The following is a 26,084-nucleotide window of genomic DNA, read 5'->3' on the forward strand; positions in this document are numbered from 1 at the left end:
CGCCGCCGCGGGCAGGACCCCGCGAGACCCCCGGCGACGACGACGGCCCCGGCGGCGACCGCCACCGCACCCCTCGCCACCGCGCCGGCTGTGAGCGCGCCGGCTGTGAGCGCACCGGCCGCCGTCGGAGCCGTAACCACGTCCGTCAGCGCAGGAGGTACGCCGATGAGCGCATCCCGGATGCCGGCCGCCCCCGGCGGGGACGCGTGGGACGGGACCCGTACGCCCGCGAGCCCCGGCGGGTGGGACGGTGGCAGTGAGGGTGACGCGCAGGCACTGGCGGCCGGGTCCGTGGCCGCCGCTGCCGGTCGCGCCGCCGCGCCGCCGCGCCGTGGGCCCGCCGATCCGGTGCGGGCGCTCATGCACCGCCATCGCGATCTGTGCGAGCGGGCCGTCGATCCGCTGGAGATCGCCGCGGGGCTCGAAGCGCACGGGGTGACCGACCGGACCGCCGCCCGTTTCCGGCACCGGGACGTGTTCGGGCTCGCCGAGGAACTGTACGCACGCGTGCCGCGCGCCGGAGACAGCGCAGGGCAGGAGCCCGAGCGCGAAGCTCCCGCGCGCGCCGGCTGGGTCGCGTACGCGCTGCTGCCCGGAGCCGCGTGCGCTCTCACGGCCACCGGGCTCGAACTCACCTCCGGGCGCGTGTGGTTGGCGGTCGCCGCGACCGGGGTGCTGGTCGTGGCTGTCGCCCTCGCCCTGTGCCTGCGCCACGGGCCCCTGCGCGCCGAGGGGCGCACGGCGCCCGCCGCACGCCTGTGGGTGTGCTGGCTGCTCGGGTACGCCGTCCTCGGCGACGGCCTGCTCGACGCGCTCATCGCCGGGGGCCCCGACGGACCCTGGCCGATGGAGACCACTCCGCTCGTGGCCCTCGCCGCAGCCTTGGGGCCCGCCGCCTGGTGCGCGCACGTCCTCGCCGTACAGGCGCGGCGCAAACTCGTCGCGAGCCGTGGCACCGAGGAGTTCGGGGCGTCGTTACGGCCGCTGCTGCTCGCCGTCACGGGCCTTTTCGTGGGCGCGCTCCTCTGCCTCCAGCTCGCGGTGGCAAGCGTGACCGGCGGCAACGGCCGGGCCGGCCTGGCGGCCGGTGTCGCCCTCGGCGCGCTGCTGTTCGTCGCCCGGCTGCTGACCGTCCACGGCTTCCCCCGGCCCGCCTCCGCCGGGCTCGCCACCGCGGCCACCTTGCAGGCGACCGCCCTCGCGGCCGTACTCGCCGCCCGCCTGCCGGGTTGTGACCCCCTCGCCCGGCCCGTCGAGCGCCTCGTCGACGCGGGCGGCGCGGGCGCCGTCCCCGCCGTCGCCTGCGCCGTGGCCGCGCTCGCCCTGCTCGTCCATGCCACCGCGGCCCTCTCCCGGACGTCGGCGCACGCCGGCCGGACCGTGACCGCCGACCCGGAGCCGCAGCGCCCCGACGGCCGTCAGGGACCGAGCGGCCGGCCCGGGCCCGACGGCCGCCACGGACCGGACGTCCGTCCCCGGCCCGAAGGCCGCCACTGACCGCACCGATCCGCCACAGCCTCCCGCGGAGCCGACGCCGCGGGCGTACACCGCAGCACTCACCGCAACATCCCCGAAGGAGAACGTGACCATGACCCCCCAACCCCCAACTTCAGCCGGTCGGCACCGAGGGGACGCGCGATGAGGGTGCTGCTGCTGGGAGCCAACGGATATCTCGGCCGCTTCGTCGCCGACCGGCTGCTCGCCGACCCGGCCGTGCAGCTCACCGCCCTCGGGCGGGGCGACGACGCCGACGTACGGTTCGACCTCGCCACCGGCAGTCCGGGGGCGCTGACCCGCTTCCTGGACGCCGTACACCCCGGAGTCGTCATCAACTGCGCCGGCGCCACCCGCGGCGGCGCCCGCGAGCTGACCCGGCACAACACCGTCGCTGTCGCGACCGTCTGCGAGGCGCTGCGCCGCAGCGGCTGTGGAGCGCGGCTCGTACAGCTGGGGTGCGCCGCCGAGTACGGGCCCTCGCAGCCGGGATCGTCCACCGCCGAGGACGCCGTGCCGCGCCCCGGCGGCCCGTACGGCGTCAGCAAGCTCGCCGCCACCGAGCTGGTGCTCGGCTCGGGGCTCGACGCCGTCGTGCTCCGGGTGTTCTCACCGGTGGGTCCCGGTACGCCCGCGGGCTCGCCGCTCGGCAGGCTCGCCGAGGCGATGCGCCGTGCCATGCAGTCCGGGGACGGGGAACTGAAGCTCAGCGGTCTCGGCGTACAGCGCGACTTCGTCGACGTACGCGACGTGGCGCGCGCCGTGCATGCCGCCTCGCTCTCCGCCGCGCAGGGCGCCGTCAACATCGGCACCGGTCGCGCGGTCCGGCTGCGGGACGCCGCCGCGGTCCTGGCCAGGGTCGCGGGCTACGGCGGCGCCCTGCACGAACTCGACGCGCCTTCCGGTTACGTCCCGGGCAGCGCGGCAGCGGCGGCGCGCAACGGGGGAGTGGGCAGCGTGCTCTCCTCGGTGGGCGCGCCGCGCGGCGAGATGTCCCCGGAGCACATGGGGGCGCCGTACCCCTACCCGGACGGCTGCGGAAGCTGGCAGCAGGCCGATGTGCGCACCGCGCGCGACCGGCTCGGCTGGCGGCCCCGGATCAACCTGGAGGAGTCGCTCGCCGACATCTGGATGGAGGCGGCATGCCGCATCTGACCAGGCCCCGGCGGCAACAGGCCGCGACCGCCGCCGACCGCATGGGCCTCGGTGTCCCCGGCTACGCCCACCCGCTCGTCGCCCCGGTCGAATGGGGCGAACTCACCCGCCCGGGTACGCCGCTGCACTGGGTCGCGCTCAACGTGTCCAACGGTCCGGGCGACCGCCCCGACCCGCACTGCCTGGAGGCCGCGGGCCGTCTCCGCAACACCGGGGTGCGGGTCCTCGGGCGGCTCGACATGGCGTACGGGGGGCGGTCCTTCGGCGAGCTGGTCTCCGACGCGCACCGGTTCCGCGACTGGTACCGCGTCGACGGCTTCTATCTGGACCGCTGTCCCAGCGACCGGACGGACCTGCCCGGGGTGCGGCGCGTGACCAAGACGGTGTCCGGGCTGGCCGAGGGCGGCGGACACCTGGTCCTCGGCCACGGCACGCACCCGTATCCCGGCTACGCGGAGCTCGCCGGGCAGCTGGTGACGTTCTCGGGGCCGTGGACGGACTACCGCTGGTCACAGGTGGCGGAATGGACGGCGGACCACCCGCCGGAGCGCTTCTGTCACCTGGTGCACGGGCTGCCGCGGACCCATCTGGAGGAGGCCGTCCGTATCGCCCGCTGGCAGGGCGCCGGGACGGTCTTCATGACGGACCGGACCGTCGGCAGCGACTACAGCGACTCCGGAGACCTCTGCGGCGGTGACGGACAATCCGACCCATTCGAGACACTGCCCGGGTACTGGGACGAAATCGTCTCGCGGATCGGACCGGGTGTCTCGGAATGAGGAGGGGCGTGGCAGTGTTACGCGGAGAACAACCGTACTGATTGACCGACCTACGGAGTCCCCGTGTCGCTGCCACCCCTGGTCGAGCCCGCTGCCGAGCTCACTGTTGACGAGGTTCGCAGGTACTCCCGCCACCTGATCATCCCGGATGTCGGGATGGACGGGCAGAAGCGGCTGAAGAACGCCAAGGTGCTCGCCGTGGGCGCCGGCGGCCTGGGTTCGCCCGCGCTCATGTACCTCGCCGCGGCCGGCGTCGGCACGCTCGGCATCGTGGAGTTCGACGAGGTCGACGAGTCGAACCTGCAGCGCCAGATCATCCACAGCCAGGCCGACATCGGCCGCTCCAAGGCAGAGTCCGCCCGCGACTCGGTCCTCGGCATCAACCCCTACGTGAATGTGGTCCTTCACGAAGAGCGGCTCGAAGCCGAGAACGTGATGGAGATCTTCTCCCAGTACGACCTGATCGTCGACGGCACCGACAACTTCGCGACCCGCTACCTGGTCAACGACGCGTGCGTGCTGCTCAACAAGCCGTACGTCTGGGGTTCGATCTACCGCTTCGACGGCCAGGCGTCCGTGTTCTGGTCCGAGCACGGCCCCTGCTACCGCTGCCTCTACCCGGAGCCCCCGCCGCCGGGCATGGTCCCGTCCTGCGCCGAGGGCGGCGTGCTGGGCGTGCTCTGCGCGTCCATCGGGTCGATCCAGGTCAACGAGGCGATCAAGCTCCTCGCCGGCATCGGCGAGCCGCTGGTCGGCCGACTGATGATCTACGACGCTCTGGAGATGCAGTACCGCCAGGTCAAGGTCCGCAAGGACCCCGACTGCGCGGTCTGCGGCGAGAACCCGACCGTCACCGAGCTCATCGACTACGAGGCCTTCTGCGGCGTCGTGTCCGAGGAGGCGCAGGAGGCGGCGCTCGGCTCGACGATCACTCCCAAGCAGCTCAAGGAGTGGATCGACGCGGACGAGAAGATCGAGATCATCGACGTCCGTGAGATCAACGAGTACGAGATCGTCTCGATCCCCGGCGCGCGGCTGGTCCCGAAGAACGAGTTCCTGATGGGCAGCGCCCTCCAGGACCTGCCCCAGGACAAGCGCATCGTCCTGCACTGCAAGACGGGTGTCCGCAGCGCGGAGGTCCTCGCGGTGCTGAAGTCCGCGGGCTTCGCGGACGCGGTGCACGTCGGTGGCGGAGTCATCGGTTGGGTCAACCAGATCGAGCCGGAGAAGCCGATCTACTAGGCCCGGCTGTCTCCCGGCCCTGTTGCCGGTCCTGTTGTACGTACGAAGGGGCCGCCCCGCACGTCATGTGTGCGGGGCGGCCCCTTCGCGTGTGCCGACGACGTACGCCTCGCCGTCCGGTCAGCGGTCCGAGGCCAGCAGCTCGGCCACCCTTTCGAGCGCGGCGGGTGCCAGATTGCGGCGCAGCACCTCGACCAGCTCCTCCGGCGTACTGCGGCTGTCGAGGGTGATTACGCCGTAATCGCGCCGCCGTGCCTTGGGCACGGGTGCGGGCGCGTCCTGCGCGGGGCCGGGCAGCCGCTGTTCGTCGCGCGGCAGCCGAGCGATCCGCCGTGCGTCCTCGACGGAGACCCGGCCGTCGGCCAGCGCCTCCTGGAGATCCCCGCGAAGCCTCATCAGCGAGAGCCGCTGGGAGACGAACCCCTGGGTCTTGCCGATCCGGGCCGCCACCTGCCGTTGGGAGTAGCCGTACGAGGTGATCAGCCCCTGGAGGGCCTGGGCCTGCTCCAGCTCGGTGAGGTCGTCGCGCTGGACGTTCTCGATCAGCGCGTCCTCGTCGGTGCGCGTCGCGTCCTCGCGTACGAGAACCGGCACCTCGCGCAGTCCGGCGAGCTTGGCGGCGGCGAGCCTGCGGTGGCCGTGCAGGACGACGTACGGGGCGTCGCCGACGGCCGCCTCGTGCTGCGGATGCGCGGCGAGGAAGGTGCCTCGGGAGACGACCCCGAGGGACTGGAGTACTCCGCGTTCGCGCAGCGTCTCCGCCAGGCCGTCCAGGTCGCGCAGTTCGTGGCGCGGGTTGTCGGGATTCTCGGCGAGGTCCGTGACGGGGACGGTCAGCGGGTACGTGTCCCGCCCGGCCGGCGGCGCGGGCTCGCCGCCCGGTGCGAGCAGGGTGGCGAGGTCGGTGCGGCGGCCCATCAGCGCACCCCCGCCTTCTTGGCGGCCCGGGTACGCCTGGGCCTCGCCGGGGCCGGGATCACCGCCAGGCCGACCTCCAGGGCGAGGCGGAAGAAGTCCTCGCGGGCCTGGAGGGCGACGCGGTTGGCGCCGTACTGCGTGACGACGAGGCCGTCCGCCGACGCGCGGGTGTGCAGCTTGTAGTGGCGTACGACGGTGCGCGCGAGCGGCCAGCCCTGCGCCTCGACGAACGCCCGGGTCTGGTCGAGGTCCGCCTTGCCGTCGCGGGGGTCCCAGTTGTTGATGACCACCCGGAACGGCAGTCCGCGCGGCTTCACGACGCGCTCGATGGTGCGCTGGGTGGGCTGGAAGCCGAGCGGTTCGGGCTCGATCGGCACGATCACGTCGTGCGCGCTGTCGAGGACGGCGCGCAGCGCGTCGGCGGCGCCCCCCTTCCCGAGCGGATCGTCGCCGTCGGTCTCCGCGAGGTCGAGCCAGCCGGGGGTGTCGACGAAGACGTGCTGGGCGGAGGGGATACGGGAGAGCGCGGCGAGACCGGGGAGGTCGTCGTGCGCCTGCACGAAGTCGAACGGCAGGCCGTCGCCGACCCGTTCCGACCACCACACGGCGGATCCCTGCGGGTCGATCGACACGGCGACGACGGGCGGCCGTTCACCCTGGGACCCGGCGCCGAGCACGTCGGCTGTGACTGCGGCGAGGTTGACGGCGAGCGTGGATTTACCCACGCCGCCCTTCTGATTGAGGATCACGTGTACGTGTGCCACGACCACTCTCCCTGATTCGCGCAAATCCGACATTCGGTATTTACGGTCACTGTGACAGTGGCGCGCGGGCCTGCGCCGCGTACACGCCGGAGGCAGCGCTGTCCGGCTGCTAGGAGCAGGTGGTGTTGTTCGCCGGGACCTTGCCGTTCAGGAAGTAGCGGTCCACGGCGCGCGCTATGCAGCCGTTGCCCGTGAGGTACGCCCCGTGGCCCTCGCCCTCGTACGTGATCTGCACACCCACGCCTTCGCCCAGCTCCTCGACCATCCGCACCGAGCCCTCGTACGGCGTGGCCGAGTCGCCCTTGCCGCCGATCACCAGGAGAGGGTCCGCGCCCCGCGCGCCGACCTCGGGCGTCACGTGCTCGCCCTCGACCGGCCAGGAGGCGCACCAGCCGGCCAGGTCCCACGCGAGGTAGGGGCCGAAGGCGGGAGAGACCTTACGGAAGTCGGCCAGATGCGTCGCCCTGACCTCGTCGCCGCTCACGCGCCCCCGGGCGTCGGCGCAGTGGATGGCCCGCTGGGCGTGCTGATCCGTGCCGTAGTGCCCGCTCCCGTCGCGGTTGTTGTACGAGTCGGCGAGCCGCAGCAGCGTCCTGCCGTCGCCGTTCTCCGCCTCGCGCAGGGCCTTGGTGAGCGTCGGTCTGCTGTCCTCGCTGTAGAGCTGGGACAGTATGCCGGTGACCGCGAGGCTCTGGGTGAGCGGACGGTCCGTACCGGCCGTCAGGGGCTTCTTGTCCAGCCGGTCGAGGAGCCGTACGACACGGGCTGTGCCGGCCTCGGCGGTCGTGCCCGTACTCCTGAAGTAGTGGTCCAGGGCGCGCTGGAAACCCATCGCCTGGTTGCGCGAGTGACGGACGAAGTCCGCGGACGGGTCGACGACCGCGTCCAGCGCCATGCGCCCGGCCCGCTCCGGGAAGAGGTGGGCGTACGTCCCGCCCAGCTCCGTGCCGTAGGAGAAGCCGAAGTAGTTCAGCTTCCGGTCGCCGAGGACCTGGCGGATCAGGTCCATGTCGCGGGCGGCGCTGCTCGTCGCGACGTGCGGCAGGACCTTGCCGGAGCGCTCGGCGCAGCCCGCGCCGAAGGCGGCCGAGTCGTCGAGGTAGGCCTTTTCCTCGGCGGGGGTGTCGGGCGTGAAGTCCAGCCGGAAGGACGCCTCGGTCTGCTGGTCGCTGCGACAGACGACGGCGGAGCTGGCCGCGACACCGCGCGGGTCGAAGCTGACCAGGTCGTAGCGGGTGTGCAGGGCCGTGAAGCTCGGGGCGTGGCCGGGCATCGACGCCACGCCCGAGCCGCCGGGCCCGCCGAAGTTGAACAGGAGGGACCCGATGCGCCGGTCGCCGTCGGTCGCCTTCGAGCGGATCAGTGCGATGCCGATCGTCTCGCCGTCCGGCTCGCGGTAGTCCAGCGGCGCGGTGAGGGTGGCGCACTGCCAGGCGCTGCCGGGCGGCTGGGCGCCGCCGCCGGCCCCGAGGGGCGCGGAGCACCGCTTCCAGTCGAGCCCCTGGCCGGTGAGCGCCGCGGGCAGGACGGGCCGCTTGGCCTGGTCGCTGCCGTCCCGGCCGGGGGCCCGGTGTTCGGGTGTGGCGGACGCGGGGGCGGTGGGTGACGACGTGGGCCTGTCGCCGCCCGCGGAACCGCTGCCGCAGCCGGTGACTGTTGCCGCCGTGAGGAACGCGGCGGCGGCCAGGGTGCCTGCCCGTACAAGATTCGCCATCGTGGCCCCCCACCAGCACCCAGGACTCGAATACAGATTCGTCATCCTAGGCGGCCCCACTGACACCCGCCCCGACAGCCCGACGGAGAGCCCTGCCGGGAGCCCCGCCGAGAGCCCTGTCGAGATCCCCGAGCACCACCGACAGGTCGGCCGACCGGCAGCGCTGCCGACAGACCTGCCGGGAGCCGGCCGGCAGGCGCCTACGGGCACACGGTCCCGTTGGCCGGGACCTCGCCCCGCAGCAGGTAGGCGTCCACCGCCGCCTGCACACACTTGTCGCCGCTGTTGTACGCGCCGTGGCCCTCGCCCTTGTAGGTCAGCTCGATGCCGACGCCTTTGCCGAGCTCCTGGGCCATCCTCTTCGCGCCCGCGTAGGGCGTCGCGGGGTCGCCGGTGTTGCCGATGACGAGGATGGGGGCCGAGCCGGGCGCGCTCACATCAGGGGTGTCCCACTGGCCGTCCACCGGCCACTCGGAGCAGCCCATCAGCCCCCAGCCCAGGAAGTCGCCGAAGACGGGCGAGACCTCGCGGAACCCGGGGAGCTTCGCCCTGGTCTGTGCCATGTCGAATCGGGTCTTGTAGTCCACGCAGTTGATCGCCGCGTTGGCGGCGCCGATGTTGCTGTACGTACCGTCCGGGTTCCGGCCGTTCATGGAGTCGGAAAGGCTGAGCAGCAGTTCGCCGTTGCCACCGTCGGCGTCGTCGAGGCCCTGCTCCAGGTACGTCCAGTACTCCGGCGAATAGAGGGTCTGGGCGATGCCGTTGGTGGCGTGGGTCTGTGTCAGCTCCCGGTCGCCGATGCCCTTGACGGGCTTCTTGTCGAGCCGCTCGAGGAGGTCGACGATGAAGTCCTCGATCTCCTTCACACTGTTGCCGGGCAGCGCGCACTCGTCGCCGCGCTCGACGCAGTCCTTGGCGAAGTTGTCGAGGGCGAGCTGGAAGCCCTTGGCCTGGCCGAGCGACCCCTGCTCCGAGGTCTGGGTGGGGTCGACGACCGCGTCGAAGACCGCCCTGCCGACCCTCTTCGGGAACAAGTGGGCGTAGACGCCGCCCAGTTCGGTGCCGTACGAGATGCCGAAGTAGTGCAGCTTGTCGTCGCCGAGGGCCTGGCGCATGAGGTCCATGTCGCGGGCGGCGTTGGTGGTGCCGACGTGCGGCAGCTCCTCGCCCGAGTTGTCCTCGCAGGCTGAGGCGTACTGCGCGAGGCCTTCGGTGAGGGTCTTCTCCTCGGCGGCGTCGTCCGGAGTGCTGTCCTGGGCGTAGTACTCGTCGAGCTCCTCGTCGTCCTTGCACTGGACGCCCACGCTGCGGCCGACGCCGCGCGGGTCGAAGCTGACCAGGTCGTAGCGGGAGCGCAGCCGCTCGTAGTCCGCGGCCAGCGAGGGCAGGCCGGTCACGCCCGAGCCGCCGGGCCCGCCGAAGTTGAAGACGAGGGAGCCGATGCGGTTCTCCGGGTCACGGGCCCTCGCGCGGATGAGCGCCAGCTCGATCATGTCGCCGTCGGGCTTCGCGTAGTCGCGCGGTACGTCCATGAAGGCGCACTGCCAGGTGGTGCCGCCGGGGAGAGCGGAGGGGGAGGCGCCGCCGCCCTCCGCCGCGGACGGGGCGGGGCAGTCCGTCCAGTCGAGCTTCTGGGCGGCGAGGCCGGAGTCGCCGCTTCCGTCCTTGCCCTTGTCGCCGTTGTCGGAACAGCCCGCGAGGGACACGAGAACGGCGGTGGCGGCGAAGACGGCCGTGGCACGCAGGGCGGCGGAAGTCGGCATACGTCCATCGTGCGACGGGCGGCCGGAGCGTGCGCCCCGGGAAGCGCCATTCGGGACGGCGTACGGGCGTACCGAGGAACGGTACGTACAACAGGTCTCGTACGAACCGCACGCCGAACGCGGTCCCCTAGAGCTGGCCCTTGCGCGTCAGGTGGTTGAAGCAAAGCCACCCCGGCAGCACCGGCAGCCAGAACGTCAGCAGTCGGTACAGCAGCACGGCAGACGTCGCGACAGCACCGCTCAGCCCCGCGAGTGACAGCGCGGCGATGAGTGCGCCCTCGACCGCGCCGACACCGCCGGGTGTCGGCACGGCGGAACCCAGCGCATTCGCCGTCAGGAAGACCACCGCGATCGTGGCGTAGCTCAGCTGGACCTCACTGTCGAAGGCGCGGATCGAAGCGTCCAGGCACATCACGAACGCCGCGGTCAGCAGCAGCATCCCGCCGATGCCGGTGATCAGCTTCTGCGGCCGCTGCAGTACGTCGAGCATGCGCGGTACCACGCCCGCGAACAACGACCGCACCCGTGTCACCACGAACCGGCGCAGGATCGGCACGGCTGTCACCACCAGCGCCAGCACCGCCGCCGTCAGCAGGCCGGCGATCACCGTCCGCGACGGGGAGAGCGTCGGGGTCCGTTCGGTGCCCGTCACATAGCCGAAGATCATCAGCAGCGTGATGTGGCTGGCGAGACCGAAGAGCTGGGAGGCGCCCACACTCGCCACGGCGAGCCCGGGGCGTACCCCGGCGCGCTGGAGGAAGCGCGTGTTGAGCGCCACGCCTCCGATCGCCGCCGGCGCGACCAGCTTCACGAAGGATCCGGCCACCTGCGCCTTGACGGTGCGCCAGAAGGACACCTTCTCGGGCACGAAGCCCAGCAGGCTCATCGCCGCGGCCGGATAACTCAGCGCGGAGAACAGCACGGCCACCCCGGCCCAGCGCCAGTCCGCCGTCGCGATCGCGTCGCTGACGTCGTTGGCCATCAGCGTCGAGACCAGGAAGTACGCGACGAACGCGCCGGCGATGACACTGACGAGGGTGCGCGGCCGGATGCGTTCGAGGCGGGCCGGCTCGACCAGTGCCTGCGGACGGATGAGCAGCACCTGGTGACGGATCTGCGTCAGCAGGTCCTCTTCACGCGCCTGCTCCAGCGCCTCCTCTATGGCCCCCTTCTCGGCCTTCTTCTCGGCCCGTACGTCCTTGCGGCCACCGGCTGCCGCCGCCTCGTCGGCGCCCGGCTCGGCCGCCTCCGCCGCCTTGGCAGCCTGCGAAGCCTCGATCACGGCCTCTCGCTCCCGCTGCGAGCGCTCGCGCGCCAGCTTGCGCAGCGTCGCGCGCGTGGAGCGGCTCAGCGCGATCGGCTGGAGCAGCGGAAGGCTGTCGGCGACCGCGTCGGGGCCCAGCACCTCCACGGCGGCTGCCACGGCCCGCTCCGCGCCCGCCCGCAGGCCGAGCGTGGTCAGGAGCTGGGCGACGTCCATCCGCAGGACCACGTCGCCGGCGGCGATCTCGCCCCCGCGCAGGTCGGTCAGGATCACTCTGCCGGAACGATCCACCAGGATCGCGTCGCCGACCAGCCTGCGGTGCGCGATCCGCCGCGACTGCAGGGCCTTGACCTGACGCCAGGCGCCGCGCAGCAGTTCGTCGGTGATCTCCTCGTCGGGCAGCGAGTCCAGCGAGCGGCCGCCCAGGTGCTCGTACACGAGCATCACGGCGTCGGGGCCGAGCTCGGACGTGGCGATCAGCTTCGGCGCGTTGGCCCCGGCGGCGATGGCGGCGTACGCGAGGAGCGCCTCCTGCTCCAGGGCCTGGCGCAGCGACTGGATCGAACGGCGCTGCGTGATGCCCCGCAGGGTCACCTGACGCCACACGCGGTAGAAGAACCCCTGCGCCTGCTGCTCGCGGTCGACGACCGTGACGTCGAGGGGCGGGCCGTCCTCCAGGGTGACGAGATAGCGCCGGCCGCGGTCGCCCTGCTCGGCCGAGTCGGGCACGTCCTCGGCGCGCATCGCCGTCACGGGGCGGAAGCCGACGTGCCGCAGGCCTGCGAGGAGCGTCTGACCGGTGGGCCGTACGTTCGGCGATCCGACGGCGTACAGCGTGCCGTACGCGACCGTCCAGCCGATCAGCACGGTCACGATGATCGAGAACGGCGTGGTCTGGCGGCCCACCAGTACGGCGAACGAATTGAGCAGCAGTACCGCCCACAGCGCCACGCGCCAGCGCGGCCTGCGGGCCATGCCGACGGCTGTCATGTAGGCGATGACGGGCGCGAGGTAGCCGTGCACGGGATCGGTAAGTTCGCCGTTCGCCGTCGCCTGTGTGAGCGCTTCCCTGATCGTGTCCGGCGCGGCCTCGGAGACCCAGAGGTCGGTGGCGAGCGCCACACCGTGCGCGAGCACGGCGGCGAGTACGCCGTCCGCGATCCGCAGGCCGTCACGCTTGACCAGCCGCTCGATCGCGAAGGCGACCGGGAGGATCAATACGGCGATGCTGGAGATCAGACCGGCCAGTTTGATGAAGACGTCGGGGGTCTGCCCGGTGCCCTTGCTGATGTCCTGTTCGAGCCCGGAGGCGGTGCCGTGCGCGAAGGCCGCGATGGCGAGTACACAGATGATGCCGAGCACGCCGACGAGCAGTCGCACCAGGTCGGAGGGGCGGTGGACGCGCGCGGAGAGCAGCGGTTCGTCGCCGGAGACCCGGTCGATGTGGCTTCCTTCGGGCCCGCTGTCCATGTTCTCCGTGGGTCTCTCGCGTGCGTCAGGGTGCGACTCGGCCCCAGGGGTGCTCACCGCCGGGGGAGGCTGCACGCCCTGCTCCTTCGTCGTTTCTTCTTGATCTCGTATCACCTGTCACCGCCCGGATGATGGTGGCATGACCGGATGACAGAGGGGGGCATCAGGGTGCATTGCGGGGGCGTGCGGTGTTTTGGGTACGCCCCACGGAGCAGCACCGACTGTCGGTGGCGTGGTGCAGGATGGATCGGATGAGCGACGCACCGGAAGTCCCCGAACTCCCCGAGTACGCCGAGCGCGTGCTGGAGGTGGCGGAGACGATTCCACCCGGCCGTGTGATGACGTACGGGGACGTCGCCGAGTGGCTCGAGGAGGGCGGCCCACGCCAGGTGGGACGCGTCATGGCGCTGTACGGCGGCGGGGCGCCCTGGTGGCGCGTGGTGCGTTCCGACGGCGTACTCCTGCCCGGCCACGAACTGCGGGCACTGGGGCACTACCGCGAAGAGGGCACGCCGCTGCGGACGGCCTCCCGGCAGTCCGGGACCCACGTGCCGCGCCTGGACATGCGGCGGGCGCGGTGGGACGGCGGCACGGCCGACTCCGGCGGAAGTGCACAAACTCACACGACTCACACCTGACAGCTTCCTGCATGCGGAGCCGAAGTGGGAAAAGCCAGGACCGTGCGGGGCGCCGGGCGGCCCCGGAGGCGGACTCGCTGCGTCCCCGTCGGCCACTGGCGTAGCGTCGTCGGCACGCGGTACGCGCACACCGCTCATCCCGCATCCACCGCGTCCCGCGCGGGACGGCAGGCAAACCCGTACACCCACCAGGACCGGCGACCCACGTGAGCTCCTCCCCATCCCCAGATTCCGCAGGTTCCCCAGGGCCCGCATGGAATCCGCCGCACCGTCGGGCGCGGCAGCGGACTCCGGGCGCGTACCGACTCGTGCGCACCCGGCCGGGCCCGGTGGACCCTCCTCTTCTGGACGCACGACAGCGTGCGGTGGTTGACCACGCCGGCGGCCCGCTGCTGGTCCTCGCCGGGCCGGGCACCGGCAAGACGACGACCCTGGTCGAATCGGTCGCCGCGCGCGTGGCCAACGGAGCCGATCCCGAACGCATCCTGGTGCTCACCTTCAGCCGCAAAGCGGCGGTGGAGCTGCGCGACCGGATGGCGCTGCGGCTCGGCGGCGCGTACGGGCCGCAGGCGACCACATTTCACTCCTTCTGCTACGCCCTGGTCCGCGCGCACCAGGACAGCGACCTCTTCAGCGAACCGCTGCGGCTCCTGTCCGGCCCCGAACAGGACGTCGCCGTACGTGACCTGCTGGCGGGCCACGTGGACCTGGAGCGGGACGGCCGGCCCTCCCCCGTCCACTGGCCGGACGAACTGCGCGCCTGCCTCACCACGCGCGGTTTCGCCGACGAGGTCCGCGCGGTGCTCGCGCGCAGCAGGGAGCTGGGGCTAGGCCCCGACTCCCTCGGCGTCTTCGCGGCGCGTACCGGGCGGCCCGACTGGAAGGCCGCGGCGGCCTTCCTGGCCGAGTACCTCGACGTACTCGACATGCAGGGCGTCCTCGACTACGCCGAACTGGTCCACCGCGCGGTGCTGCTCGCCGAGCAGGCGGAACTCACCGGCCGGCTCAGCGCCCAGTACGACGCGGTCTTCGTGGACGAGTACCAGGACACGGACCCGGCGCAGGTCCGCCTCCTGCGCGCGCTCGCCGGATCGGGCCGCACCCTGGTGGCCTTCGGCGACCCGGACCAGTCGATCTACGCGTTCCGCGGAGCGGACGTCGGCGGCATCCTCGACTTCCCGGACACGTTCCGCGGAACGGACGGCAGCCCTTCTCCGGTGGAGGTGCTGACGACCTCCCGCCGCTCGGGAGCCGGCCTCCTTGAGGCCACCCGTCTGCTCACCCGCCGGATGCCGCTGACGCGCCTGCCGGCCGAGAAGGTACGGGCGCACCGCGACCTGGCCGCGGTGCGTGAAGGGGGCCGCACGGACGTCTTCACGTACCCGACGGCGGGCACGGAGCTCGACAACATCGCGGACATCCTGCGCCGCGCCCACCTGGAGGAGGGCGTGCCGTGGAACGAGATGGCGGTACTGGTCCGAGCCGGCGGCCGCACCATCCCCGCCGTACGCCGCGCTCTGACGTCCGCCGGCGTCCCCCTGGAGATCGACGGCGACGACCTGGCCCTGCGCCACGAGCCGGCGGTGACCCCGCTGCTCACGGCCCTGCGGGCGGTGGCCGAGGCGGCACTCACGGCGCCGGCGCACCCGGCGGACGATGCCGACCGCGCGGGAGGTGACGCCCGCGCGGGAGGTGACGCCCGGGACGACGGGCGGGCGCCGTCTGCCGACGGCCAAGGGGGCGGAGCGCCGGAGGGGCAGGACGTGTTCGGCGGGGGCGGTGACAGCGCTGGCGCCGGAGCGGTGGACACGTCGGTCGCTCCGCACGAAGCCGACGCTTCCGGAGGCACCGGGGCCACCACCTGGCTCAGCACCGAGGTCGCCGCCGAGCTGCTCGCCTCGCCGCTCGCCGGTATGGACACCGCCGACCTGCGCCGTCTCGGCCGCGCCCTGCGCGACGAGGAGCGTGCCGCCGGGAACCGCCTCCCGCCGCCCTCCGACGAGCTGCTCGCCCGCGCCGTCGCCGAACCCGAGCGCCTGGCGGCCCACGACCCGGCGTACGCACGCGGTGCCCAGCGCCTCGGCGCGCTCCTGCTCGAGGCCCGCACCCTCCTCGAAGCCGGCGGCACCGCCGAAGAGGCGCTCTGGGAGCTGTGGAACGGCACGTCCTGGCCGGGCCGGCTCGAACGCGCCGCCCTGCGCGGCGGCGCGGCCGGCCGCAACGCCGACCGCGACCTCGACGCCGTGTGCGCGCTCTTCGACACCGCGGCCCGTGCCGAGGAACGCTCCGGCGGCCGCGGCGCCCTGAACTTCCTGGAAGAGCTCGACGCCCAGGACATCGCCGCAGACACCCTCAGCAAGCGCGCCGTACGGCCCGACGCCGTACGCCTGATGACCGCGCACCGGTCGAAGGGCCTGGAGTGGCGCCTCGTCGTCGTGGCGGGCGTACAGGAGGGCCTGTGGCCGGACCTGCGACGGCGCGGTTCGCTCCTCGAAGCGGACCGGATCGGCCGCGACGGCCTCGCCGAGCCGCTCACCCCCGGCGCCCTCCTGGCCGAGGAACGCAGGCTCTTCTACGTCGCTGCGACCCGCGCCCGCGACCGGCTCGTCGTCACCGCCGTCAAGGCCCCCGCCGACGACGGCGACCAGCCCTCCCGCTTCCTCACCGAGCTCGGCGCCGAGCCCAAGGACGTCACCGGCCGCCCCCGCCGTCCCCTCGCCGTGTCCGCACTCGTGGCCGAACTGCGCGCCACCACGGTCGACCCGGCGGCTGCGCCCGCGCTGCGCGACGCCGCCGCCCGCAGGCTGGCCCGTCTTGCAGCGCTCGCGGACGAGGACGGCCAGCCGCTGGTCCCCAACGCGCACCCCTACCGCTGGTGGGGCCTGTACGACCCGACGCACAGCGCAGTCCCCCTGCGCGACAGGGACCAGCCCGTGGCGCTCTCGGGAAGCGCACTGGACCAGCTCGCGAACACGTGCTCCCTCCAGTGGTTCCTCGGACGCGAGGTAAAGGCGGACGCGCCCGCGACCGCCGCCCAGGGCTTCGGCAACGTCGTGCACGTCCTCGCCGACGAGGTCGCCTCCGGCCGTACGCCCGCCGATCTCGCCGTACTCATGGAACGCCTCGACTCCGTCTGGGACGCGCTCGCCTTCGACGCCCCCTGGAAGTCGCAGCAGGAGAAGGAGCACGCGCGCGTGGCGCTCGAGCGCTTCCTTCAGTGGCACGTCATGGACCGTGGGGGCCGTACGCCGGTCGCCACCGAGCACGACTTCGACGTGACCCTGGAGGCGGGCGGCGAGTACGAGGTGCGCATCCGCGGCTCCATGGACCGCGTCGAGACGGACGCCGAAGGACGGGCGTACGTCGTCGACTTCAAGACCGGGAAGGCGGCGCCCACCCGGGACGAGGTGGCCCGTCACCCGCAGCTCGCCGTCTACCAGCTGGCTGTACGGGAAGGCGCGGTGGACGAGGCCTTCAGCGGAACGCGCCCCGAAGCCGGCGGCGCCGAACTCGTACAGCTGCGCCAGGCGGCCGCGAAGAAGGACGGCGGAGAGGCACTCCCCAAGATCCAGGCGCAGGAGCCGCTCGCCGGGGAATGGGTCGGCGACCTGCTCGCCACCGCCGCCGGCCGCGTACTCGACGAACGCTTCAGCCCGGCGACCGGACAGCACTGCACGCACTGCGCGTTCCGCGCCGCGTGCAGCGCGCAGCCTGAGGGGCGTCACATCGTCGAGTAGGACGGTGCGGGGAAAGCGCCTCGGCGCCGTGCCGCCTGCCTCCGAAGCGCTTGCTCCGTACCGCCTGCCGTCGTAGTGCCGTCGTCACGGACCGTCGTTGTCAGTGGGGCCCGATAGCCTCTCTGGGGTGTCAGCCCGAATCACCGACCCCGAGCAGCTCAAAGAGCTCCTCGGCATCCCCTTCACCCCGGAGCAGATGGCGTGCATCACCGCACCGCCTGCCCCACAGGTCATCGTGGCCGGAGCCGGTTCGGGCAAGACGACGGTCATGGCCGCGCGCGTGGTGTGGCTGGTCGGCACGGGCCAGGTGGCGCCCGAGCAGGTGCTGGGCCTCACGTTCACCAACAAGGCGGCCGGTGAGCTCGCCGAGCGCGTCCGCAAGGCGCTGGTGCGCGCCGGGGTGACCGACCCCGACGTCATCGACCCCGACAACCCTCCCGGCGAGCCCAGGATCTCGACGTACCACGCCTTCGCCGGGCAGCTCCTCGCCGAGCACGGCCTGCGCATCGGCCTCGAACCGACCGCCCGTCTCCTCGCCGACGCCACCCGCTACCAGCTCGCCGCGCGCGTGCTGCGCGAGGCGCCGGGACCGTACCCGGCGCTCACGAAGTCGTTCCCGTCCCTGGTCAGCGACCTGCTGGCGCTCGACGCGGAGCTGGCCGAGCACCTCGTGGAGCCGGCCCGCCTCGCGACGTACGACACCGATCTCCTGAACTCCCTCGCGTCCGTCAAGCTCTCCAACGCCGACCTGCGCAAGGTCCCCGAGGCTGCCGCCGCCCGGCTCGAACTGCTGAGCCTCACCACCCGCTACCGCGAAGCGAAGCGCAGCCGCGACCTCCTCGACTTCGGTGACCAGATCGCGCTCTCCGCCGAGCTCGCGCTCACCAGCGAGGAGGCCGGCCGGATCCTGCGGGAGGAATTCCGGGTCGTCCTGCTCGACGAGTACCAGGACACGTCCGTCGCCCAGCGCCTCCTCCTTTCGGGGCTGTTCGGCGGCGGCACCGGGCACGCGGTGACGGCGGTGGGTGACCCCTGCCAGGCGATCTACGGCTGGCGCGGCGCGTCCGTCGCCAATCTCGACGACTTCCCCGCCCACTTCCCGTACGCCGACGGCAGCCCCGCCGCCCGCTTCTCGCTCAGCGAGAACCGCCGCAGCGGCGGCCGCCTCCTCGACCTCGCCAACGGCCTCGCCGTCCCGCTGCGCGCCATGCACGAGGGCGTGGAGGCCCTGCGCCCGGCACCGGGCGCGGAACGCGACGGCATCGTGCGCTGCGCACTGCTGCCCACCCACGCGGAGGAGATCGCGTGGCTGGCCGACTCGATAGCCCACCTCGTCCGTACGGGCAAGGAGCCCGGCGACATCGCCGTCCTGTGCCGCACGGCGGGCGACTTCGCCGAGATCCAGGGCGCGCTGGTGGCCCGCGACGTACCGGTCGAGGTGGTGGGCCTCTCCGGCCTGCTGCACCTCCCCGAGGTCGCGGACCTCGTCGCGGTCTGCGAGGTCCTCCAGGACCCGGGTGCCAATGCCTCGCTCGTACGCATCCTCACCGGACCGCGTTGGCGTATCGGCCCCCGTGATCTGGCGCTGCTCGGGCGCCGGGCGCGGCTGCTCGTCCACCGGGCGCCGGGCGCCGACGCGCAAGCCGACCCGGACGGGAGGCTGGCCGAGGCGGTCGAGGGCGTGGACCCGGCGGAGGTCATCTCCCTGGCGGACGCGCTCGACACGTTCCTGGAGTCCGGCGGGGGTCCGGACGACGGCCTGCCGTTCTCGGCGGACGCCCGGGTCCGCTTCGCCCGCCTCGCGGCCGAGCTGCGCGACCTGCGCCGCTCGCTCGCGGACCCGCTCATGGACGTACTCCACCGGGTGCTCGCCACGACCGGCCTCGAAGTGGAACTGTCCGCCTCGCCGCACGCCCTGGCCGCCCGCCGACGCGAGACGCTGAGCAACTTCCTGGACACGGCGGCGGGCTTCGCCGCGCTCGACGGAGAGGCGAACCTGCTGGCCTTCCTCGCGTTCCTGCGGACGGCCGCGCAGTACGAGAAGGGGCTCGACAACGCCCTGCCCGGCGGCGAGAACACCGTCAAGGTCCTCACCGCCCACAAGTCCAAGGGCCTGGAGTGGGACGTCGTCGCGGCGCCGGGTCTGGTCACGGGCCACTTCCCGAGCGAGCAGTCCCGCGACTCGTGGACGTCCCAGGCGAAGGTGCTGCCGCACGCGCTGCGCGGCGACGCGAAGACGCTCCCTGACGTGGGTGACTGGGATGCCAAGGGCGTCAAGGTCTTCAAGGACGCGATGAAGGCCCACCAGCACACGGAGGAGCTGCGCCTCGGCTACGTCACGTTCACGCGCCCGCGCTCACTGCTCCTCGGCTCGGGGCACTGGTGGGGCCCGACGCAGAAGAAGCCGCGCGGCCCCTCCGGCTTCCTGCGGGCGCTGTACGACCACTGCGCGGCCGGTTTCGGCGAGATCGAGGCGTGGGCGGACGAGCCGGCGGAGGGCGAGGAGAACCCGTCCCTGCGCGAGTCGGCGGCGGACCGCGCCTGGCCGCTGCCGCTGGACCCCACGTCGATGGCGCGGCGACGCCGGGCGGCGGAGACGGTCATGGCTCACTTGGCGGCCCTGGCGACCGCCCCCGCCGATGCGGAGGCCGAGCCGGCCGCCGACTTCGGCGATCTCGTCGACGCGCCCGTCGACGCGCCCGTGGACGAGCCCGTGGACGAGCCCTTCGGGGCGGATTACGAAAGCGACTTCGACGCGGACTTCGACGCCGACCCGGCGGCGGACTGGGACACCTGGACCACGTTGCGACCCGGCGCCGTACCCGCACCCCGCACCCACGCGCGCGTGGAGCGGCCCGGAGGCGTACCGCAGCATGCCCAGTCCGCCCCCGGGGCCCCCGGCCACGAGAGCGCATCCGCCCGACCGCACCCGGCGCACACCACGGGCCCGGCCGAGTCGGCGGCCACGGCCACCGGGACCGGCGGGCCCCGCGCGCCTGGAGGGCCAAGGCGCCCCGACGACCGGTCGTTCCCCCGGGCCGACGCCGGGGGGAACGCCGCCCTCACCCCCGAAGAGGCCCGCGCCGTGGCCTCCTGGGACCGGGACCTCGACGCCCTCGCCGGTGAGCTCCGCCGCGCCCGCGCCGGCACTCGCGACGTTCCCGTGCCGCCGTCCCTCACCGCCTCCCAGCTCCTGCGCCTCGCCGCCGACCCCGACGGCTTCGCCCATGAACTCGCCCGCCCCATGCCGCGCCCGCCCCAGCCCGCCGCCCGCCGCGGAACCCGCTTCCACGCGTGGGTGGAATCGCGTTTCGAGGAGCTGCCGCTGCCCATGCTCGGCCCGGACGAGCTGCCCGGCGGCGACGAGACCGAGGCCGAGATCGCGGACGAGCGCGACCTGGCCGCGCTCAAGGAGGCGTTCGAGCGCACCCCCTATGCCCGCCGCACGCCCTTCCGTGTCGAGGCCCCGTTCCACCTCACCCTCGCGGGCCGCGTGATCAGGGGCCGTATGGACGCGGTGTACCGCGACGAGGACACCGGCGCGTACGAGATCGTCGACTGGAAGACCAGCCGCACCCGCACCGCCGACCCCCTCCAGCTCGCCGTCTACCGCCTCGCCTGGGCCGAGCAGTACGACCTGCCCCTCGACTCGGTGGGCGCCGCGTTCCTCTACGTCCGCACCGGCGAGATCGCGCGCCCGGCACGCCTCCCCGGCCGCGCCGAGCTCGAACGGATCCTGATGGACGAGCCCGGTCCGGCGGCCGGATAGGCTCGTGAGCATGAGCGACACCCCGGACAGCGTCGTCCGTACGTACATCGACACGCACCGCGCGGCCTTCCTCGGCGACCTCGCGGAGTGGCTGCGCATCCCGTCCGTGTCGGCGCAGCCGGACCACGCCGCCGACGTACGGCGCAGCGCCGAGTGGCTGTCCGCGAAGCTCGGCGAGACCGGCTTCCCGGTCACCGAGATCTGGCCCACCGACGGGGCTCCGGCGGTGTTCGCCGAGTGGCCGAGCGGCGACCCGGACGCGCCCACGGTCCTCGTCTACGGGCACCACGACGTGCAGCCGGCCGCGCGCGAGGACGGCTGGCACACCGGTCCCTTCGAGCCGGAGATCGTCGACGGCAGGCTCTACGCCCGCGGCGCCGCCGACGACAAGGGGCAGGTGTTCTTCCACACCCTGGGCGTACGCGCCCACCTCGCCGCCACCGGCCGCACCGCCCCCGCCGTCAACCTCAAGTTCCTCATCGAGGGCGAGGAGGAGTCCGGCTCCCCGCACTTCCGCGCGCTCGTCGAGGAGCGCGCGGAGCGCCTCGCCGCCGACGCGGTGATCGTCTCCGACACCGGCATGTGGTCCGAGGACACCCCGACCGTGTGCACCGGCATGCGTGGCGTCGCCGACTGCGAGATCGAGCTGTACGGACCCGACCAGGACATCCACTCAGGATCCTTCGGCGGCGCCGTCCCCAACCCGGCCACCGTCGCCGGCCGCCTCGTCGCGGCTCTGCACGACGAGAACGAGCACGTCACGATCCCCGGTTTCTACGACGGCATCGTCGAGCTCACGGACCGCGAGCGCGAGCTGTTCGCCGCGCTCCCCTTCGACGAGGCCGTATGGCTCCGTACGGCCAAGTCGCGTGCCACGCTCGGCGAGGCGGGCCACACCACCCTTGAGCGCGTCTGGGCCCGCCCGACCGCCGAGGTCAACGGCATCGGCGGCGGCTACCAGGGCCCCGGCGGCAAGACGATCGTCCCGTCATCCGCGCACCTGAAGCTGTCGTTCCGCCTGGTTGCGGGCCAGGACCCCGACAAGATCGAGCCGGCCGTACGCGAATGGATCGCATCCCGCGTCCCGGCCGGCATCCGCCATGCGATCACGTTCGCCTCCGCCACCCGCCCGTGTCTGACGCCGCTGGACCATCCCGCCCTCCAGTCCGTCGTACGGGCCATGGGCCGCGCCTTCGGCCGGAAGATCCTCTTCACGCGCGAGGGCGGCTCGGGACCGGCGGCCGACCTCCAGGACGTACTCGGTGCACCAGTGCTCTTCCTGGGTATCTCCGTACCGTCCGACGGCTGGCACGCCCCCAACGAGAAGGTCGAGCTCGATCTTCTCTTCAAGGGCGTCGAAACGACCGCGTACCTGTGGGGCGATCTCGCGGCGCACTGGCGCGCCTCCTGAACCTGAACACGTCCGAATCCACCAGGGGGAGTTGGAAGCACCTGTGAGCACCTCGACCGACCACACGGACCTGACCGCCGAAAGCACCGGCGGTGAGGCCGGCACGGGCAGTACGGACGGCACGGACACCGCGCTCTCCGCGGACACCATGGAGCGGCCGATCGGGCTCACCGCCCCGAGCGGCATCGACCGGGCCGCGCACCACCGCCTCGACGAGGCATGGCTGGCCGCGGCGTGGAGCCACCCGACGACCCGTGTCTTCGTGGTCTCGGGCGGACAGGCTCTGATCGACGACACCCCGGACGGGCGCACCGAGCTCGTGATGACCCAGGCCTTCGAGGCCCCGGTCACCGAGACGCACCGCTACTTCCTCGGTACGGACGAGGACGGCGTCAGCTACTTCGCGCTCCAGAAGGACTCGCTGCCGGGCCGCATGGACCAGTCCGCGCGGCCCGCCGGTCTGCGCGAGGCCGGGCTCCTGCTCGACCCGCGCGACGCGGGCCTGATGGTGCACGCGGTGGCCCTGGAGAACTGGCAGCGGCTGCACCGTTTCTGTTCGCGCTGCGGCGAGCGCACCGTCATCGCGGCCGCCGGGCACATCCGCCGCTGCCAGGCGTGCGGCGCGGAGCACTACCCGCGCACCGACCCCGCCGTGATCATGCTGGTCACGGATGTGGAGGACCGCGCGCTTCTCGGCCGTCAGGTGCACTGGCCGGAAGGCCGTTTCTCGACGCTCGCCGGCTTCGTGGAGCCCGGCGAGACGATCGAGGAGTCGGTGGCGCGTGAGGTCTTCGAGGAGGCGGGCGTCACCGTCGGCCGTGTCGAGTACGTCGCCAGCCAGCCCTGGCCGTTCCCGTCCAGCCTGATGCTGGGCTTCATGGCCCGCGCCACGTCGTCGGAGATCAACGTGGACGGCGAGGAGATCGAGGAAGCGCGCTGGTTCTCCAGGGACGACCTGCGCGCCGCCATCGAGTCCGGCGAGATCCTTCCCCCGTCGGGCATCTCGATCGCGGCCCGCCTGGTGGAGATCTGGTACGGCAAGCCCCTGCCGAAGCCGCTGAATCCGTAAGCCCGCACCCGCACCCGCCCACACGCATACGGAAGGGCCCCCGCGCTGCTGCCCGGGGGCCCTTCCGTATGCGTTCGGTACGTATTTGCGCGCGTACGCGTGTACTTGCGCGAGTACGCGTCTCAGACGGCCAGCGCCTGCTTGACCTGGGCGAGGCTCGGGTTGGTCATGACCGACTGCGAACCCGACGCGGGGACCACGAGGACGGTCGGGACCGTCTGGTTTCCGCCATTCGCCTTCTCGACGAAGGCCGCCGACTCAGGGTCCAGCTCGATGTTGATCTCGGTGTACGCGATGCCCTCACGGTCCATCTGGCTCTTGAGCCGACGGCAGTAGCCGCACCACGTCGTGCTGTACATCGTCACTGTGCCCTGCATGTCGAATGTGCTCCTCTGGGTCGCTGGGGTCCGTGTCCCCGGTGCGTCGAAATTCCAGTGAGTCGAACGTACGGGACCCGACCGCCATTCCCGCATTAGTACGACGAGTGCCCGGGCCCTGTGGACAAGCGCCGCACCCACCTCGCCCGACCTGGCAGCATGGCGGGGTGACAGCAGCAACGCACTCCTCTCTTTTCCCGCAGGTCCCCGACTCGGCGGACGCGGTGCTCGAAGGCCTCGACCCCGAGCAGCGCCAGGTCGCGACGGCCCTGAGCGGTCCGGTGTGCGTGCTGGCGGGAGCCGGCACGGGCAAGACGCGCGCCATCACGCACCGCATCGCATACGGCGTGCGCGCCGGGATTCTGCAGCCCGCCAGCGTGCTGGCCGTCACGTTCACGAACCGGGCCGCGGGGGAGATGCGCGGTCGGCTCCGTCAGCTCGGCGCGGGCGGCGTCCAGGCGCGGACCTTCCACTCCGCGGCGCTCCGCCAGCTCCAGTACTTCTGGCCGAAAGCAGTCGGTGGCGATCTGCCCCGGCTCGTCGAGCGCAAGATCCAGCTGGTCGCCGAGGCGGCCGCCCGCTGCCGGGTCCGCCTCGACCGCAACGAGCTGCGGGACGTGACGGGTGAGATCGAGTGGGCGAAGGTCACGCAGACCGTCCCCGGCGACTATCCGGCCGTGGCCGCCAAGGCGGGCCGGGACGCTCCGAGGGACGCGGCGGAGATCTCCCAGATCTACGCGATGTACGAGCAGCTCAAGCGCGACCGATCCATGATCGACTTTGAGGATGTGCTGCTGCTCACAGTCGGCATCCTCCAGGACCGGCACGACATCGCCGACCACGTGCGCAGTCAGTACCAGCACTTCGTGGTGGACGAGTACCAGGACGTCAGCCCACTCCAGCAGCGGCTGCTCGAACTGTGGCTGGGGGACCGGTCGAACCTCTGCGTCGTCGGCGACGCCAGCCAGACGATCTACTCCTTCACCGGCGCCACCCCCGACTACCTGCTGGACTTCCGCACCAAGTACGCGGACGCGACCGTGGTGAAGCTGGTCCGCGACTACCGCTCGACGCCGCAGGTCGTCCACCTGGCCAACGGTCTGCTCGGTCAGGCGCGCGGCCGGGCAGCCGAGCACCGCCTGGAGCTGGTCTCCCAGCGGGAGCCGGGCCCCGAGCCCGTCTACACGGAGTACGCGGACGAGCCCGCCGAGGCCGAGGGCACGGCCCGGCGCATCCGCGACCTCGTCGCGGCGGGCGTCCCGGCCGGCGAGATCGCCGTGCTGTACCGCATCAACGCCCAGTCCGAGGTCTACGAACAGGCGCTGGCCGACGCCGGGGTGCCCTACCAGCTGCGCGGCGCGGAGCGGTTCTTCGAGCGCCAGGAGGTGCGCAAGGCCATCAACGGTCTGCGCAGCGCCGCCCGCTTCGGGAACAACGATCCGCTGCTCGACGACGTCGTGGACCTGCCCTCGCAGACCCGCGCCGTCCTCAGCGGCAACGGCTGGACCACGAACCCCCCGGCCGGATCCGGCGCGGTGCGTGACCAGTGGGAGTCGCTGGCCGCGCTGGTCCGCCTTGCCGAGGACTTCGCGAAGACCAGGCCCACCGCGACGCTCTCCGACCTCGTGACCGAACTGGACGAGCGCGCGGCGACCCAGCACGCGCCCACCGTCCAGGGCGTCACCCTGGCCTCGCTGCACTCCGCGAAGGGCCTGGAGTGGGACGCCGTGTTCCTGGTCGGTCTCACCGAGGGCATGATGCCGATCACCTACGCCAAGACCGACGAGCAGGTCGAGGAGGAGCGGCGCCTGCTGTACGTCGGCGTCACACGGGCCCGCGTGCACCTGGGCCTGTCCTGGGCGCTGTCCCGCTCCCCGGGCGGCCGCGCCTCCCGGGGCCCGAGCCGCTTCCTGAACGGGCTGCGCCCCGGCTCCTCCGCCTCCGGCGGCCGCGGCGGCGTCCTGCGCGGCGGCAGCGTCACCGGCACGGGCGTCACCGGCACGGGCGGCGCCGGCGTAGGCGGCGCCGACGTGGGCACGGGCGGTGCCGCGAAACGCAGGCGCCGCAGCTCGGCCCTGTGCCGGGTGTGCGGGAAGACCCTCACCGACGCAGGTGAGGTGAAGCTCATGCGCTGCGACGACTGCCCGTCCGACATGGACGAGGCGCTGTACGAACGGCTGCGCGACTGGCGGGCCGGCCAGGCGCAGCTTCTCGGCCAGCCGGCGTACTGCGTCTTCACCGACAAGACGTTGATGGCGATCGCCGAGGCAGCGCCGGGCGAGCCGGGCGAGCTGGCGGTCATCTCTGGGGTCGGCGCGCGCAAGCTGGAGCGTTTCGGAGCCGATGTGTTGGCCCTCTGCGCAGGTCAGGACCTTGGAGGGGCCGACGAGGAAGACTGATACAAACTCGTCGAAAAAATAGTTTGCGCATGCCCGGGGAATCCCCATAGGTTCTTAACCACGGGAACAGCGACTTCTCTGAAGCCCTGATTCCGTGCTGTACTTATCCGAATACGTAGGG

Annotated in this window: 16 protein-coding genes; 10 read left to right on the forward strand and 6 right to left on the reverse strand. The window is 72.6% G+C overall.

Annotated elements, in window-relative coordinates:
- The first annotated feature begins 165 nt into the window (after positions 1-165).
- The 4 genes from ACWIHY_RS04380 (at position 166) to moeZ (ending at position 4,670) form a co-directional block, all read left to right on the forward strand.
- Positions 166-1,497, forward strand: coding sequence for a hypothetical protein (locus ACWIHY_RS04380; protein WP_454374086.1), 1,332 nt, complete (start codon positions 166-168; stop codon positions 1,495-1,497).
- A gap of 141 nt (positions 1,498-1,638) precedes the next feature.
- Complete coding sequence (locus tag ACWIHY_RS04385; protein ID WP_454374087.1) at positions 1,639-2,649, forward strand: NAD-dependent epimerase/dehydratase family protein; 1,011 nt, start codon at positions 1,639-1,641, stop codon at positions 2,647-2,649.
- Positions 2,637-3,428, forward strand: a complete 792-nt coding sequence (locus ACWIHY_RS04390) for a spherulation-specific family 4 protein (protein WP_454374088.1) — start codon at positions 2,637-2,639, stop codon at positions 3,426-3,428. Before ACWIHY_RS04385 ends, ACWIHY_RS04390 begins: the two co-directional genes overlap by 13 nt.
- Positions 3,429-3,491: 63 nt before the next feature.
- On the forward strand, positions 3,492-4,670 hold the full coding sequence (gene moeZ / locus ACWIHY_RS04395; RefSeq protein WP_454374089.1) for an adenylyltransferase/sulfurtransferase MoeZ: 1,179 nt from the start codon (positions 3,492-3,494) through the stop codon (positions 4,668-4,670).
- 120 nt (positions 4,671-4,790) lie between these two features.
- Here moeZ and ACWIHY_RS04400 read toward each other — a convergent pair whose 3' ends face one another.
- The 5 genes from ACWIHY_RS04400 to ACWIHY_RS04420 all read right to left on the reverse strand — a co-directional run bounded on the left by ACWIHY_RS04400 (position 4,791) and on the right by ACWIHY_RS04420 (position 12,638).
- The gene (locus tag ACWIHY_RS04400) at positions 4,791-5,588 is read right to left on the reverse strand and encodes a ParB/RepB/Spo0J family partition protein (RefSeq protein WP_454374090.1); all 798 of its coding nucleotides are present in this window, start codon (positions 5,586-5,588) and stop codon (positions 4,791-4,793) included.
- Positions 5,588-6,352: a nucleotide-binding protein gene (locus ACWIHY_RS04405; protein WP_454374091.1), complete on the reverse strand. Its 765-nt coding sequence runs from the start codon at positions 6,350-6,352 to the stop codon at positions 5,588-5,590. Before ACWIHY_RS04405 ends, ACWIHY_RS04400 begins: the two co-directional genes overlap by 1 nt.
- Before the next feature lie 109 nt (positions 6,353-6,461).
- Positions 6,462-8,066, reverse strand: a complete 1,605-nt coding sequence (locus tag ACWIHY_RS04410) for an alpha/beta hydrolase (RefSeq protein ID WP_454374092.1) — start codon at positions 8,064-8,066, stop codon at positions 6,462-6,464.
- Positions 8,067-8,266: 200 nt separating this feature from the next.
- The gene (locus tag ACWIHY_RS04415; RefSeq protein ID WP_454374093.1) at positions 8,267-9,829 is read right to left on the reverse strand and encodes an alpha/beta hydrolase; all 1,563 of its coding nucleotides are present in this window, start codon (positions 9,827-9,829) and stop codon (positions 8,267-8,269) included.
- 127 nt (positions 9,830-9,956) lie between these two features.
- Positions 9,957-12,638, reverse strand: coding sequence for a lysylphosphatidylglycerol synthase transmembrane domain-containing protein (locus ACWIHY_RS04420; RefSeq protein WP_454374094.1), 2,682 nt, complete (start codon positions 12,636-12,638; stop codon positions 9,957-9,959).
- 167 nt (positions 12,639-12,805) lie between these two features.
- Here ACWIHY_RS04420 and ACWIHY_RS04425 point away from each other — a divergent pair, with 167 nt between their 5' ends.
- The 5 genes from ACWIHY_RS04425 (at position 12,806) to nudC (ending at position 23,187) form a co-directional block, all read left to right on the forward strand.
- The gene (locus tag ACWIHY_RS04425; protein WP_454374095.1) at positions 12,806-13,201 is read left to right on the forward strand and encodes an MGMT family protein; all 396 of its coding nucleotides are present in this window, start codon (positions 12,806-12,808) and stop codon (positions 13,199-13,201) included.
- Positions 13,202-13,509: 308 nt separating this feature from the next.
- Complete coding sequence (locus ACWIHY_RS04430) at positions 13,510-16,938, forward strand: ATP-dependent helicase (protein ID WP_454374096.1); 3,429 nt, start codon at positions 13,510-13,512, stop codon at positions 16,936-16,938.
- Positions 16,939-17,065: 127 nt separating this feature from the next.
- Positions 17,066-20,707 (forward strand): UvrD-helicase domain-containing protein, encoded by a 3,642-nt coding sequence (locus tag ACWIHY_RS04435; RefSeq protein ID WP_454374097.1) that lies wholly within the window; start codon positions 17,066-17,068, stop codon positions 20,705-20,707.
- A gap of 10 nt (positions 20,708-20,717) precedes the next feature.
- On the forward strand, positions 20,718-22,118 hold the full coding sequence (locus ACWIHY_RS04440) for a dipeptidase (protein ID WP_454374098.1): 1,401 nt from the start codon (positions 20,718-20,720) through the stop codon (positions 22,116-22,118).
- A gap of 148 nt (positions 22,119-22,266) precedes the next feature.
- Positions 22,267-23,187: an NAD(+) diphosphatase gene (gene nudC, locus ACWIHY_RS04445; RefSeq protein WP_454374410.1), complete on the forward strand. Its 921-nt coding sequence runs from the start codon at positions 22,267-22,269 to the stop codon at positions 23,185-23,187.
- Positions 23,188-23,309: 122 nt separating this feature from the next.
- Here the strand turns inward: nudC and ACWIHY_RS04450 are convergent, their stop codons facing one another.
- Positions 23,310-23,564 carry a mycoredoxin gene (locus ACWIHY_RS04450; protein WP_454374099.1) on the reverse strand — a complete coding sequence of 85 codons (255 nt, stop codon included), beginning with the start codon at positions 23,562-23,564 and terminating at the stop codon, positions 23,310-23,312.
- Positions 23,565-23,731: 167 nt separating this feature from the next.
- Here ACWIHY_RS04450 and ACWIHY_RS04455 point away from each other — a divergent pair, with 167 nt between their 5' ends.
- A complete protein-coding gene (locus ACWIHY_RS04455; protein WP_454374100.1) occupies positions 23,732-25,963 on the forward strand; it encodes an ATP-dependent DNA helicase UvrD2 in 2,232 nt (743 codons plus the stop codon).
- The last annotated feature ends 121 nt before the right edge of the window (positions 25,964-26,084 follow it).

The sequence above is a fragment of the Streptomyces sp. NPDC055287 genome, assembly GCF_053646035.1.